This window comes from Azospirillum sp. P4_B5 (assembly GCF_056402275.1).
Genome location: NZ_JBFUHT010000011.1, coordinates 59,937 through 75,011, shown reverse-complemented (window position 1 = coordinate 75,011; position 15,075 = coordinate 59,937). Strand labels below are relative to the sequence as shown.

Here is a 15,075-nt window from a genome sequence, read left to right as displayed (position 1 = left end):
TATCGAACACCATTCATGGTCGATCATATCACGGCTCTTGACCGCATGAAGGGTTCTGCTACTCTCTCGGCAGCTGGAAACGATACCTGTTTTAGCCGATGGGAAACCGAGGTCCAGCCGTTAACAAGCCCGCTCCGGCGGGCACAAGATGCGGGGCAGGCCATGGCCTGCCCCTTCTTGTTTCTGCCCACTGCAACTGCGATCAACCCGTCCTTTTCAACTTCCGTGATCGACCCGACTGAACGGAAGGGGGGGCCGCTTCGTCGGGCGAGCCGGATTCCCTGGAAACTGACGCCTCCGCCTTGTCTCTGGGAAACGAGTAGAAGAATTGCGGTGCCTGGGGGTCGGGCAACTTGCTCACCTTCTTCCGGGGCTTCTTCCCGCTCGCCGCCGGCCTTGCGTGGTTGAGGGTGAGGAGACGCTCCAGCACCTCCTCGTCCGACAGATCGACCGGCCAGCCGTAGGCGTCGGCAACAGCGGCGTCGAGGGCGGCATGGGCCTGCACGAGCCACGCCGGACGCTGGTTGTAAAGGTTGGTCAGCGTGCGGGTCTTCAGGATCGCGGCGGCCCGCTCATCGCGGGGCAACCGGCGCTTCGGGTATCCCGGCACCACCTCCTCCACCTCCACCACGAGGTCGGGCGGGTTCAGCCAGTTCTCCCGCAACTCATTCAGCCGCGCCGCAGCCGCCGCAATGGCCTTGGCGCGGAGATCGTCGGCATAGGCCGACGCCGGACGGTCGGGGGTTAGACCGTTCGGAAAGGGGAAGGTCTCGAAGGTCGTGGACGGCGTGTAGCGCGGATCGTTACCGACGCCGAGCCAAGTGCAAAAGCGCAATGCCCACAACTCATGGAAACGGCTGTGCAGAATGCCGAACGTCGTGTCGTCGTCCCGCGCGATAACGTCCAAAAGATTGGCTGGCAGCACACTTGCCGGCTGCCAGACGAAAACTCTGTGCTTGGCGACCACCGGCGTGACGATGCACCGGACAAGCCCTGACAGACTGGCGCGCAGTTCCGGACGGGAGCGTTCGTGCAGCCACCACAGTTGCCGGGTCCGCGCGTTACGGTCCTTGGCCCGTTCAGGCTGCACATGACGCAGCACATGCTCGAAGGGCGCCTCATAAAGCGCGGACTCCAACTCGTCCAAGCCGTCGAAATCGATTACCCACGTATCCGAAGAGCACCGAACCAGATCCATCGCGTTCAGCCAAGGACGAAGAACATCGGAATTCGGACGTCCGTTTGGGTTCAACGGCCCAGCCAGCCAATCCCGAGCCGTGGCGCCGGGAACATCGAACGATCCATACTTTTTGATGCCTTCAAAACACACTCCGCCATTCTCCACCAGCCGCCGTGCCGTCGTCAGATCCACGCCGCCCCCGGTCAGGTCGGCGAAGATCTCCGGGACCTCCTCTCCGTCCAGCCGGGGCGTCTCGTCCATGCCCTTGGGGCCGAAGCAGACCAGCGACACGCGGACGGCCGCGCCGTCCTCGACCTGCCAGGGCTCGTCGGACCAGGCGTCGAAGATGGTGCCGCTCGCGCGGATGCGGTCGAGCACGCTGCGGTTGGCCCCGCCGCGGATCGAGTTGGTGGCGACGAAGCCGACGCGCTCCACCCTGCCCTCCTCCAGGCAGGTGCGGGCCTTCTCGAACCAGTAGCACACGAGGTCGACGTTCCCGGAAAGCCGCCCGGCGAACAGGCGGCGCAGGCGCGTCACATAATCCTCGCCCAGTTCGCCCAGCATGGACTTGTCGCCGAGGAAGGGCGGGTTGCCGAGGATGACCACGCGGTACGGCTCCGCGTCCTTCCCGCCCGTCTCCTCGCCGGCGGCCAGGGTCCCGGCGTCGGGCCAGCGGGTCTCGCCACCGATCAGGTCGATCAGCGCGTCCTTCTGCTCGATGGTTGTCAGGCTTTGCAGAATCGGGTTGCGCGGCACGTCGTAGCCGTGCCGGCGCATCCATTGGATCGCGCCGATCCAGACGGAGATGCGGGCCAGCTCGACGCCCAGCGGGTTGACGTCGATGCCCAGCACCGCCTCCGGCCCGATGGTCTTCGGCCGTTCATTGCCCTTCAGGTCCAGCTCCAGCTGGCGGGGGAAGCCGAAGCCCTCGCCCTCGACCACCACCTCGTGCTCCAGGTCCTTCAGCGCGCGCAACGCCAGATACAGGAAGTTGCCGGAACCGCAGGCTGGGTCCAGCACGCGGAAACGGTGCAGCCGCTGGAGAAAGCCGTCGTACAGCGCCCTCGCCTGCCGGCGGAGGCGCTCGCGTTCCCTGGGCGCGGCGGACTTGGCTTTGTCCAGAACGGCGACGATCCGGTCGCGCGCCACCGCCCATTCCCGGCGCAGGGGGCGGCTGACCACCGGTTCCACCAGCTTCAGGATGGTGGGCTCCGGCGTGTAGTGGACGCCGACCGCCCCTTGCGAGAGACCGTCGCGGTCGCGGCGCACCACCGCGCGCGCCAGAGCCGTGCGCCGTTCGGGGCTCAGCCCGCGTTCGAACAGGGTCCCCAGGATCGTCGGGTCGATGTCCGACCAGTCCAACCGCGCCGCCTCGCGCACCATCGCGATGTCGCCTGCCTCCAAGGGCAGCGCGTCGGCGTCGTTGAACAGGCCGCCGTTGAACCACTCGACCTTCTCGAACCCGACCCGCCCACCGTGGCGCATGGACCGGAACAGCTGCTCCGCCAGGGAAACGAACTCCACCGGTTCGCGAGCCGCCGCGTCCAGCAGCCGGGTAAACATCCGCCCGCCCAGCAGGCCGACATTCTCCGCAAACATGCAGAAGACCAGCCGCATCAGGAAATGCGCCACCGTCCAGCGGTCGTGCCCGCGCCTTACCAGCCGGGCGGCCAAGGCGGCGAAGCGCCCAGCCGCCTCCTCGGTCAGCATGGCCCGCGTCTGTCCGGGCCGCAGCCGTTCCGGAGCGGCAAAGGCCCATTTCAGGATGTTCAGGCGGTCGGGATCGCGCAGATCGGTCAGGCCGATCTCGTGCTTCTCCGTGACGGCGTTGGTCCAGTTCGTGTGCACCCGAATCCGGACCATATCGCTGACGATCAGCAGAGGCGGGTTGTCGAGCGCCGGCGCGTAGCGCTGGAGCTGCGCGTAGGCCGTTTCCAGATTGCGTCCGGGTCCCTTGTATTCCCAGGCGAAACAGCCGCGTTTCCAGACATCGGCGCGTCCGGGCCGCCCATCGGTCTTGGCCGCGGCCTTTTCGAAGCAATAGTCCGTGGCGGTCGGGTCGGCATCGGCCGGAGCCATTTCCCCCAAGACATGACAAAGATCGACAAAGTGTTGTTGTGCTCCCTGACTCTCGCCCAGTGTGGATCGCTCCCATTTGCGAACGAACTCCTCCACCGTCATGCGAGGTCGCATGGCGTCGTCAAGCATGAGAATGAATTCTTTTTTGTTGTTGCAGGAGTAATGCTGATCGTTAACTCTTAATAGAATCTTTACAGGCAATATTATGAGAGAGATTTCAATATAGCGCAAAATAATACCTTTGTATGGTTTCTGTATTTTTTGCCTTCCTTTCATAAATTTGCCAAATATGCGAGTGGCGACGCCGCGTTTTCCAGCACAAATGCCATCTCAGATTATCCGCATCTCGGCGAAGCTCGGCCGCCACCTTCTCATCCGGTGCCATGCCGTCGGCAAAGCCGGGGTGTGGCTATTATGGCGCACTCCATGCTTGAGCGCGGGCAATCACCAACAACGTCACCGTGACGAGTTGACGATTTTGTCACGTGCCGACAAGTTGGCCCCGATAGTCCCAGAACGGGTTGGTGCCGTGATTTCAATATCCATCAAGGGTGAGCAACTGCGGGCGTTCCGCGAAGGCCGGAACATGGGTCAGCAAGAGATGGCGGAATGGCTGAACGGCCAGCTCAGTCGGCGTTACGACCGAAACAGGGTCAGCCGCTGGGAGAATGGCAGCGAGCGGATTCCACAGATCGTCGCGCAGTTGATATCCGTCAGCGACAAGATGACCGCCGGACCGAAGGGCCTTCCCAGTGGAACGGTCGGCGGCGGCGGACCCGGCTCTCCGCGGACCGCGACGAAGATATCCGTCGCCAATCAGAAAGGCGGCGTCGGGAAGACGACAACCGCCGTCAACCTCGCCTTCCTGCTGGCGAAAGCGGGGATGAGGGTGCTGCTGATCGATGCCGACGCGCAGGCGAACGCGACCATGCATCTGGGCGTCGACGCCTACGCGCTCGACCGTGACGGGGCGACGCTTTACCATGTGCTGTTGAAGGACCGCCCGATCGAGAAGACCATCGTCGCGGTCTGCGGTGGGCTGTTCGACCTGCTGCCGTCGAGCCTGACCCTGTCCCAGGCCGATGGAGAGATGGCGGGGGACCCCAACAGCAATCTTGCCTTGCGCGAGAAACTGGGCGACATCGACACCGCTTATGACGCCATCGTGGTGGATTGCCCTCCGAACCTGGGGCAGGTCACCATCAACGCGCTGAACTGCTCCGACTATGTGCTGGTACCCGTCCAGACGGAACCGATGGCCGCGCTTGGCGTGCCGATGCTGATCGACAACACCCTGACCAAGGTGCGCCGTCGCGTGAATCCGGGCGTGGAAGTGCTGGGCATCCTGCCGACCATGTACGCGGAGCGCCATTCCATGGACCGGCTGACTCTGGCGCAACTGCACGATCTGTACGGCGCCAAGACCCGCATTTTCTCCCCGGTTCCCTCGTCCACCCAATACCCGCAAGGATCGGCGGCCGGTCGCCCGACCCTGGAGGCGATCCCCACGGCGCCCGGCGCCCAAAGTTATCAGGAAGTCGCGGATGCGCTCATCGCGCTGCGCGCCAAGCGTGAGGAGACGCCCCATGTCCAATAAGCTTCTTGCCCAAGCGACGAAGTCGAAAATGCTGACGAAGGCCGTGACCGGCGCGTCCGAAGCCGTGTCGAGCGACCCGCGTTTCCGGGTGTCCGCGGATCACCCCGAGGTCGTGGAACTGGACCTCGACAGGATCGACCCGAACCCGCACCAGCCGCGCCGGCATTTCGACGAGGTGGCGTTGCAGGCGCTCGCCGAGTCCATCCACCGCGTTGGCGTCCGGCAACCCATTGGCGTCCGTAAGGGCGAGGGCGGACGTTGTACGCTGGTCTGGGGAGAGCGGCGCGTCCGGGCCTCCCGGTTGGCGGGCAAAAGCACGATTTACGCGCTGTTGGTCAAGGATGGGAACGGCGCTGAACTGGCGCTGGTCGAGAACCTGCAACGCGAGGATCTCGATGCCGTGGAAACCGCCGCCGGGCTTGCTGCGCTGCGGGAGCAGCACGGCTACACGCATGAGCAGCTTGCCGCCGCTAGCGGACTTGGGAAAACCGAAGTGACGCGGACGCTTGGCATCCTCGCCCTGCCCTCTCCGATCCTTGAGGAATACCCGGCGCATCGCCGGAGCATCGGCAAATCCGCGCTGTTTGAAATGGTGGACGCTGACGATCCGACGCTTCAGCTTCGGATGTGGGAAATGGCCAAGGGCGGCGCCACCGTTGCGGCGCTCCGGTCCGCACGGAAGGAGATTGCGGTCGATGCGGGCGCCAGCGGGGAGGCCAGCGCAGCTGACGGCGGGCTTTCCCGAACCTCGGCCCCTGTCGTGAGCCGCATGGTGACCAGCGTCCGGAAGACCTTCAAGGCCATCGACGCCGTCCGGGAGCAGGGAGCATCCCTGGATGATGATCAGCGAGGCGTTCTGAGGGAGCTTCGCGAACGCATCGACACTCTTTTGGCGGAGTGACGCGCGATGGTGCGACATCGCACCAGGGGCCACTCGTGTTGGCGCCCTTCCCTTCCCTTCTTTTCGGTAAACAGCTCAGCCTTGATGCTCGCACTTAAAGCGAACTTTTGTTCGCTTTAGACTCAGATCGCCTCATTCGCCGGCTCTCAGCGGATGCCGATGGCATCCGCCTGCCGCCAGCGGGAACTCTGTTCCCGCGAGAGGCGGGCGCCGGTCGCGCGCGACGTCGCGCTCGGCACGACGCTCCTGGGTGGCACCGCGATCTGGGCACATCCCAAGGTTGCGGTGGCGCCCAGAAAGGGAGTTATCCGGGGCACAGCGAGACCTGCGTGGGGGCCTTGGCCGCTCTCGTGGCGGCTATGGTACGAAGGCCTGCATGATTGTGGAGACGCTGGACACACGCTCGGCTTTGCCCTGGCACCGGGGCAAGCCCACGAACTGCCGCTCGCCTCGGGTCTGCTGGAGGTTCAGCCCGACATTCCCGCCGGGATCGTTGCCAACCCGAGTACGCATCAGATGCGCTGCGCCAACACGTCTGGGATCTTGGCGCTCGCCCAGCTGTTCCGGCCCGGATCTACAACAACCGCAACATCATCGAGCGCCTGTGGGCCAAAATCAAGGGGTGGCGGGCCATCGCCGCCCGCTACGAGAAAACGGCAAACTCCGTCATGGCGTGCTCTGTCTCGCCGCTGCCTCTGAATGGCTCAAGGATCAACAGGCTCTATGTTCGCAAGACGGCCTTGAGCTTGGACCAGCCCGGCTCGATGGGGAGGGGGCGGGTGAGAGGCGCGGCAGGAAGCGGACAGCCACGGCGGCGGTTTTGTCCGGCTTCAAGGCGGCGAGGAAAACCTGTTTGACGAACGTCAGGAACGGGGCGGTGGAGGTTGGCGCCTCGACGCTTATCGCGGCCGGCATGAGGAGGCGAGGGCAGGGGAGGGGAAGGATCCGGTACGTATCCCCGTTTCCGGCTGGGAGCGCCGGCGGAGCGGGACGACGCGTGGCCGACGCGCCATAGGCCCCGTTGGGCCCACGTCCCGCTCGGCGGCCACCGTACGCACGGCTCGGCACCGGGCCGCTGACCTGTTGGGACTTCCTGCCACAGATCGAAATCAACGCGGCGGGCGGGAACAGTCCGCGCTTCGTCACTCTGATCCTCACCGAAACACGATGGGCCGGCGGGCAGTCCTATACCGGCGATACGAAACGGGAATTCGCGTGGCCGCCGGTACCAGGGTGTTGACTTCCAATCTGAAGAAGGAGGGTAGGGTGCGATATCGCACCGCGCCGGTTCCGATGCCCGAACCGCCGCTCGATGTCGCGGTGCGGCCGACCATTTGTCAGTCTTCTGCACAGCGGCATGCCCATGTGGAGCTCCGTTCCGGAGCTGCGCGGCCTGTTCGGTGTGGGCTCCGTTCTGCTCGACCGAATCGGCCGTTGTCCGCGCCTGTCCTCGACGGGGCTGTCCGAGCACGCCGAGGCCGCCGCTAAGGTGGCGGAAGCGCTGAGGCGGCGCATATCCCCCTGCCGCATGACCCCCGTCCGTTATCAGAGCAACCGGGTCTGTGTTCCGGTGGGTGCCAACGGTGATGTGCCTCAGGGCCAGCCGGCGGAACGACTGGCAGCTCTACACTGACTGGTCGGCCACGACCGGCTGGTGCTCGCGCTAGCCGTTACCATCGGGCGCGGCGAAAGCGTCGCCCGCCTGCCCAAGCCCGCCTGCCCAAGCGTGGGCTCTCCCACCGTCTGCGCCCAGCAGCCCTGGACAAGGACCATGCACTGCTGCACGCGGCCAAGGCTTGTGCGCTTGTCTGTTCCTTCGACGGCAAGGTTCTGGAAGGGGAGGGGGGCGAGCTTCCGCTTCTGGCGGAACTGGCCGGTCAGACAGTACCGGAACTCCATCGGCATCTTGCGGCGTCGAGGCTCCGACAGCTCGTTCAGAAACGTGATCGCTGGCTGGCGGACGGTGCTGCCGCAGGCGCTTGCGATCCATCTCGCGGGGGCGGCGTTTGCGGAATCGCTGCACCTCCGACGTGGTCGGGCCACCTGTCCAACATTCTTGAGGGCTGTCGCCAGCGCTCTCCGCCCTGCTTCACCAGGCCGACAAGGCCGTGCGGCTCTCGGCCGAAGCCGACCGAACACGCGAACGATTGCGTGACCGAAGCGAGCAGTCCTCCGGGTAGGCGGCGCGACCCCTCCCTGCACCACAGTCAAGGATGAGAGGGCTCAAAGCGTCAGCTTGGCCTTGCGCAAAATTCATTCGTAATCTAATCACATGGGCGTCAACGGCACGCGGACGTATGCCGAGTGAGGCGCGCCTCGCCGGACAAGGACGCACAGCCATGCCCCGTGCCATCGGATGGCCGTTCATGAACGTCGCTCGCGCCTGTGTCGATTTCCTTGCCCATTGCCGGGTGGCCAAGAACCTGTCGGCGCACAGCCTGCGGGCCTATGGCATCGACCTGAAGGAATTCGAGCGGTTTGTCAGCCCCGAATCCGATATCGCCGCCATCGACCGCCAGCAACTGCGCCGTTACCTGAGCCACTTGTTCGAAACCCGGCGGCTGAAAGAGACCAGCGTCAAACGCCGAATGGCTTGCCTGAAGGTGATGTTCCGCTGGCTGGAGCTGGACGAGGCGATTCCGATCAGCCCCTTCCATCGGTTGGACGTGCGCATCCGCCTGCCCAAGCGCTTACCGCGCAATCTGACCGAGGACGAGGTTCGACGGTTGCGCCGCACCGCCCTGGAGCGGGTGGGCCTGTCCGGGCGCATCACCGAAGCCAAGGCGTTGCGGGTCGCCAAGCGCACCGATCCCAATGCGTTTACGGCGCTGGTCGTGCTGGAGGTCTTGCTGTGCACGGGCCTGCGCGTCGGCGAACTGGTGAGCATCAGCGTGGCGGACATCGATCTGATCGAGCGTGTTATCACGATTATGGGCAAGGGCAGCCGGCAACGCCGGGTCTTTCTGCCTGATGACGAAACGGCGGCTCTGGTTTCGGCCTACCGCGCTGCCACCGCTGCACGGCGCGGTGCGCACGACGGGTTCGTCGTGACGGCGTCTGGCGTCCCTGGCACGACGCAGTTCGTACGGTCCCTCCTGCGCGACACGGCGCAAGAAGCCGGCATCTCCCGCCGGATCACTCCACACATGCTGCGCCACACCGCGGCAACGCGCCTGCTGGAGAACGGCCTCGATATTCGCCTTGTCCAGAGGCTGCTCGGGCACCAGAGCATCTCAACCACGGAGATCTACACCGCGGTCACCGATACGAGCCTGAAGGCGGCCATCGGTCGGGCCGCTGCCCGCATGAAGGGAGGTCGATAACTACTAATTATCGGTGTCATGGAACGGCTCGCGGATGGTTGTGTCGATCAGGATCGGGAGCCGCTCGCCATTCTTGGCGGACCGCCGGTCCATGTCGGTCAATGGCCGACTTGGCCAAGGGCAGGGCGTATCGCCCAGCGGGGCCTGTTGAATGTTCTGCATTCGGGCAAATGGACCCTGTCTGGACGGTCATCGGTCATGCCGTCTCAGGAAAGGCTCTTTGCGGAAAGCTTCGCCGGCTTCGTAGGGCGTCGGTACGGCGTTTCCTGCAGTTCGGGGACCGCGGCGCTGACGATCGCCTTGCAGGCGCTGGGGATCGGACCGGGCGACGAGGTGGTGGTGCCCGGGCTAACCTGGGTCGCCTGCGCGTCCGCTGTGGTCAATCTCGGCGGCATCCCAGTGCTGGTCGACGTCGATCCCGATTCCCTCTGCGCGTCCATCGCGGCCATTGAGGCCGGGCTCGGTGCCAGGACCAGGGCCGTGCTGGGCGTCCATATGTACGCCTCGCGCGCCGACCTGCCGGCTCTCGAGACGCTCTGCGCCAGCCACAACTTGTCGTTGATCGAAGACGCCTCCCAGGCGCATGGAGCGACGATCGGTAACAGGCGCGCGGGAACATTCGGCAGCATTTCGATCTTCAGCTTTCAACAATCGAAACTCTTGACCGCCGGCGAGGGTGGTATCGCCGTCACCGACGACGACCGGCTTTTCCAGCGTATGCAGCAACTGAGAGCGGATGGGCGCGCCTATGCCGGACCGGCCCCGATGGCCCCGGCCTTCAGCGAACTGGTCGCTTGCGGCGAAATCCTCGGTCGCAACCTCTGCTTGTCGGAATTCCAGGCGGTCCTGCTGCAGGAGGGACTGGGGCGGCTCGATGTGGAGAATGCGCACCGGCTCCGGATGGCGACCGTGCTGGAAGAGGCCGTCGGCGGGTTGGGATGGGTCAGCGTGGTGCGGGACCGTTTGGACCCTCGCGACGGCGCGACATTTTATAAGATCCCGTTGCGCATCGAAGAAGAGCGCCTCCTGAGGATCGGCCCGGAGTTGCTTGCGCGGGCGTTGACCGCCGAACTCAGGCTGCCGGTGGAACCGCTCGACTGGCCCCTGAACCGGTCGCCGCTCTACCGGCCGGAAACCTCACCCCTGGTGGCGCGCAATGCCGATGCGGTCGAGCTTTTCCGACCAGGACGCTTCTCGCTGCCCCAGGCCGAAGCCGTCTGGCGTTCTTCCGTGGCCCTGCCGCACCCCTGCCTGATGGGCGGGGAAATCGACGTGCAGACCATCGCCACCGCACTGCGCAAGATCCACCGCAATGCCGATGCCCTCGAAGACCTGTCCCGGCGACCGAGCCACGGCGCCCAGGCGTTCCGCACGTGAGCGTCGCCATGACGGACCGCTGCGGAGCGCGGGAGACGGACGCCTGGTTCTCGGTCGTCGAGATCGAGGTGAGCCGACGCTGCAATCGGCGCTGCGGCTATTGCCCACAGGCATTCGATTGGTATCGTGGTCCGGAGCAGCGGATGGAGCGCGCCCTCTTCGACTCCATCATCGGGCAGCTTGCGGAGGTCGGCTTTTCCGGGCGTCTCGGCTTCCATCTCTACAACGAGCCATTGCTGCGCAAGGACCTCGATGTCCTGGTGGAGCATGCGCGCGGGCGTCTGCCGTTCGCCTACTTCGTTCTCTACACCAACGGTGACCTGCTCGACGACCGTCGCCATGGAAGGCTGCTTTCCGCCGGCATTGATCATTTCCTGGTCACACGCCACGATGGTGGCGACTTCCCCGAGCGGCCCTTCCAGACGGTGCAACGCCCTGGGGATTTCATGCTTTCAGGGCGTGGCGGAATCGTCGACGGCAACGACCGCGCCTGGACCCTGCCATGCTATGCCCCCGGCGAGATGATGACGATCCGCTACACGGGGCAGGTCGTGCTGTGTCACGAGGATGCCGCGTCGCGCCATGTGATGGGCGATCTGCGCGACACCCGTCTCGCCGATGTCTGGTTTTCGCGAGGCTTCCAGGATGTCCGCCGCCGGCTTGAGGCGGGCGACCGGGCCGGAGCCGGGGGCATCTGCACCGCGTGCGACAATCGCCTGCATCCCCTTCCCGATACGGGCATCTGACGGAGGGGCCATGACCAAGTCCCGCAGTCCATCGGCACCGCTCACCATCACCGTCCGCTCCGCTCTCGACCTCAGCCCCGAGGAACTCGCCGGCTGGGAAGCCATTCTTGCCGACGAACCGGTCTACGCCAGCCCGTTCTTCACGCCGGGATATGTCCGCCTCGTGGCGCAATGCGTGGATGGAGTGATGGTCGGCCTGATTTGGGAGAACGGCGCGCTCGTCGGCGTGTTCCCCTACGAGTTGGAGGGTCCCGGGAAGGCGCGGCCAGTGGGGTCCGTCTTCTGCGACTATCAGGCCGTCATCGCCCGGCGCGGGGTGGACTGGACGGTGGAGGGGCTGCTGGCAGGGCTGGGTCTGGAGCAATGGCGCTTTGATCATCTCTTGGCCGTGCAAACTCCATTTGCGCCTTACATACAACGGCGCGACGTATCCTGGTCCATCGACCTGTCGCAGGGTTTCGCCGTTTACGACACTTGGCTGCGCGATGGAAAGCATCGTCCGGTCGCCGAGACGCGCCGAAAGCTGCGTATGATGGAGCGTGAACTCGGCCCGGTGACCTTCGACGCCCATGTCGGCGACCATGATCTGTTGGACGGCCTGCTGGCCCGCAAATCCGCCCAGTGGGCGCGCAGCGGCTGGCCGGGTCGTTTCTCCACCTGTTGGGAGCACCGGCTGATGCACCGGCTGCTCGACACGCAGACGCCGGGATTTGCCGGCATGCTGTCGGTGCTCCGTGCTGCCGGACGGCCGCTCGCCATGCACATCGGGATGCGCTCGCGCGCGGTGTGGCATTACTGGACGACGGTCTATGACGATGGCTTCGCCCGCTATTCGCCGGGCAACGTGATGCTGGTCGAGATGATCAAGGCGGCACCGGGGCTGGGCCTCCACGAGATCGACCTCGGCAAGGAAGACTTCGAATACAAACGCCGCCTGCACACCCATGTGGTGCCGGTGGTGGAAGGCGTACTTTCCATCGCGGCACCATCCCGATCCCTTGTCGTCCCGGCAGAGTTCGGCGTCTCATGATTTCCTTTCCGGAGATAACGCCATGACTTCCCTTATCCCCGAGGCGCCCGTGCGCCTGGCAATCGCGGGGATCGGCAATTGCGCGAGCGCACTGGTGCAGGGCCTGTGCGCCTATGGGCATGACGGTGCCGCCGCGGAGGGCCTCATGCATGAGCGCATCGGCGGAATCTCCTGCGCCGACATAGAGGTGGTCGCCGCCTTCGACGTCGATGCGAGGAAGGTTGGCCGTCCACTCGGCGAGGCGCTGCTGGCGCTGCCCAACTGTGCCGCACGCTTCTGGTCCGGTCCGCTGCCGGGTGGCGTGACCGTGAGCATGGGGCCGGTGCTCGACGGGGTGGCCCCGCACATGATGGACTATCCGGACCATCTCGCCGTCCGCGAGGCGCAGGCCGAACCCGCCGATCTCGCGCGGACACTGCGCGATACCGGAACGGAGGTGCTGGTCAGCTATCTGCCGGTGGGGGCAGACCGTGCCACCGCCGCCTATGCCCAGGCTTGTCTGGATGCCGGATGCGCCCTGGTCAACTGCGTCCCGTCCTTTATCGCGAGCGATCCCAATTGGGCCGGGCGCTTCCAGGCCGCCGGACTTCCGGTCATCGGCGACGACGTCAAAAGCCAGTTGGGAGCCACCATCGTCCACCGCGTCCTGACACGCCTGTTCGCCGACCGGGGCATCGTGCTGGCTCACACCTATCAGTTGAACACCGGCGGCAACACTGACTTTCTGAACATGTTGGCGCGCGACCGCCTGACCTCGAAAAAGCGTTCGAAAACCCAGGCGGTCCAATCGCAACTTGACGTTCCCCTTGCGCCGGAGGACGTGCACATCGGCCCCTCGGATTATGTGCCGTGGCAGAAGGACAACAAGGTGTGCTTTCTGCGCATGGAAGGGCGCGGCTTCGGTGGTCAACCTGTCGAGGTCGAACTGCGCCTGTCGGTGCAGGACTCGCCGAACAGCGCCGGGGTGGTGATCGACGCCGTCCGTTGCGCCGCCCTCGCATTGCGCCGTGGCATTGCCGGTCCGCTGGAGGAGGTGAGCGCCTACTTGATGAAATCTCCGCCCGTGCAGCTCCCGGATGCCGTCGCCCGGGAGCGTTGCGAAGACTTCATTGCGCGTCTCGAAAGACCCTGAATCGAGGAGGAGTCCCTCATGCCGCTGCAGAAGATGAGCGTCGAAAGCTTCCTCAGGCATATCTGCAAAACGGAGCAATCCGGCCGCGATCATCCGCCGAAGCTCACATTTTTCCTGGGGGCTGGTTGCTCCATCAGCTCCGGCATCCAGGGGGCAGCCGGCTTGGCGCGCATGTGGTGGGACGGCATGGATGACGACCAGAGGCAGTTGGTGCCGGACTATTCCGACGAATGCGCAGGCGCGTTCTACAACAAGATTGTCGAGGCCAAGTTCGGCTTGAACGAAATGCTCAAGCAGCAGGAGCTGGCCCGCATCATGCGCGATGCCAGGCCCAGCTTCGGTTATATCGCCCTGGCCATACTCATCCACAAGAGCACGCAGTGGAGTTGCCGGGATGAACAGCTGTCGCCGGTCGTTCTCACGACCAACTTCGATGACTTGCTGGAACGGGCTTTTCTGATCCACACGCCGGTTGTGCCTGTGGTTGTGTCGCATGACGCGCTGATCGACTATTCGACCTCGTCTCGATGCATCATAAAGCTGCATGGCGATTATCGGTTTCTGCCATATACTGACGGCCCCTCAACAAAATCGCTCTCACCCGATGTTCAATCTCGTATTTCAAAAATTATACACAACAGTGATCTCATAATCATTGGATACAGCGGCCATGACTCCGGAGCCGCGTCCTTGATCGCCAGATGCATTCAGGAAAGGGATTTCTCTCGCATCTTCTGGATCAATCCGAATCCTCCAGGACCCGAGATGGAGGCAGCTTTTAAAGGCGCGACGGTCTATCATGTCGATTCCGTCACATTTGACGATCTGATGGCGAAAATTCTCAGGTTCACCGAGGTCCGACACCCATCACCTTGCCGCCTGATGGATCACATTGACAGCTATCACGATTATTTTTTCGAGAGGCTGCAAGACAAAAAGAGAAAAAATGAGGATGTCGTTCATTTGTCGAATCGGTTTCAGGATTGGTTCCACGTTCTGCATAAGGCGCTTGGATTTGCACGAGCTGGCGATCTTGATAATGCAAAATTGATAATAGAAAAAAGAATGCACATTTTCGCGGTGATAAGTCCTTTCAGAATGTACTGTGCACACATCTTCTTTGACCATAACATCGACCTTGATAAAGCAAATTTTCACTATCGATGGGCGCTGCGTCTCGATCAAGAAAATGCACGCGCTAACGCGATGTACGCTTCTTTCCTGATCCAACATCCTCAGTATATAAAATCCATTGGGCCGGAAGAATACCTTAACAGAGCGATCACGCTCAATCCAATGGACTACAATTCCATCGTTAATATTTCTGGATATTTGTTCTCAGCGGATAGAATAAAGGATGCCACCTATTGGCTCAAGCGCGCGCGCGGTTACCCTCTTTCGGATGTAAATTGCCTGGAGGCCGATTTTTATGAACTGGCGCACCTGTATGACAAAAGAAGGGCATCCGAACTCCTGCGACGGATCGGCAAGAACGTGAGGAACGGTGTGAGGCCGCACAACTATCGGTACGAGAACAATGTGAAGGCTGCTTTGTCCGCCTCTTCCTTCGGAAACGGCGGACACCCGCTTCACAACCTCATTCCTCAACTTGCAGCCGTGATGGAGGACAGGATGCCGGTGTCGGTTCTCGCATGGAACCAAACGTTCCGCGAGGCCTGCGGCGGCATCGCCGATCCCACCGCCGTGTGA

At 63.6% G+C, this 15,075-nt stretch carries 9 protein-coding genes; 8 read left to right on the top strand and 1 reads right to left on the bottom strand.

Annotated elements, in window-relative coordinates; translation table 11 throughout:
- Positions 1 to 202: 202 nt before the first annotated feature.
- Positions 203 to 3,259 carry a class I SAM-dependent DNA methyltransferase gene (locus tag AC1DVI_RS11280; RefSeq protein WP_476958051.1) on the bottom strand — a complete coding sequence of 1,019 codons (3,057 nt, stop codon included), beginning with the start codon at positions 3,257 to 3,259 and terminating at the stop codon, positions 203 to 205.
- Between the two features lie 586 nt (positions 3,260 to 3,845).
- On the opposite strand from AC1DVI_RS11280, the gene AC1DVI_RS11275 reads away from it, so the two are divergent.
- From AC1DVI_RS11275 to AC1DVI_RS11240, 8 genes are all read left to right on the top strand, one after another.
- On the top strand, positions 3,846 to 4,856 hold the full coding sequence (locus tag AC1DVI_RS11275) for a ParA family protein (RefSeq protein WP_476958050.1): 1,011 nt from the start codon (positions 3,846 to 3,848) through the stop codon (positions 4,854 to 4,856).
- Positions 4,846 to 5,757: a ParB/RepB/Spo0J family partition protein gene (locus tag AC1DVI_RS11270; protein WP_476958049.1), complete on the top strand. Its 912-nt coding sequence runs from the start codon at positions 4,846 to 4,848 to the stop codon at positions 5,755 to 5,757. The genes AC1DVI_RS11275 and AC1DVI_RS11270 overlap by 11 nt, the downstream gene beginning before the upstream one ends.
- Before the next feature lie 2,339 nt (positions 5,758 to 8,096).
- Positions 8,097 to 9,080, top strand: coding sequence for a tyrosine-type recombinase/integrase (locus AC1DVI_RS11265; RefSeq protein ID WP_476958048.1), 984 nt, complete (start codon positions 8,097 to 8,099; stop codon positions 9,078 to 9,080).
- Between the two features lie 18 nt (positions 9,081 to 9,098).
- Complete coding sequence (locus AC1DVI_RS11260) at positions 9,099 to 10,457, top strand: DegT/DnrJ/EryC1/StrS family aminotransferase (protein WP_476958047.1); 1,359 nt, start codon at positions 9,099 to 9,101, stop codon at positions 10,455 to 10,457.
- Complete coding sequence (locus AC1DVI_RS11255; RefSeq protein WP_476958046.1) at positions 10,454 to 11,203, top strand: radical SAM/SPASM domain-containing protein; 750 nt, start codon at positions 10,454 to 10,456, stop codon at positions 11,201 to 11,203. The genes AC1DVI_RS11260 and AC1DVI_RS11255 overlap by 4 nt, the downstream gene beginning before the upstream one ends.
- Before the next feature lie 10 nt (positions 11,204 to 11,213).
- Positions 11,214 to 12,233 carry a GNAT family N-acetyltransferase gene (locus tag AC1DVI_RS11250; RefSeq protein WP_476958045.1) on the top strand — a complete coding sequence of 340 codons (1,020 nt, stop codon included), beginning with the start codon at positions 11,214 to 11,216 and terminating at the stop codon, positions 12,231 to 12,233.
- 22 nt (positions 12,234 to 12,255) lie between these two features.
- Positions 12,256 to 13,365 carry an inositol-3-phosphate synthase gene (locus tag AC1DVI_RS11245; protein ID WP_476958044.1) on the top strand — a complete coding sequence of 370 codons (1,110 nt, stop codon included), beginning with the start codon at positions 12,256 to 12,258 and terminating at the stop codon, positions 13,363 to 13,365.
- 18 nt (positions 13,366 to 13,383) lie between these two features.
- On the top strand, positions 13,384 to 15,075 hold the full coding sequence (locus tag AC1DVI_RS11240) for an SIR2 family protein (RefSeq protein WP_476958043.1): 1,692 nt from the start codon (positions 13,384 to 13,386) through the stop codon (positions 15,073 to 15,075).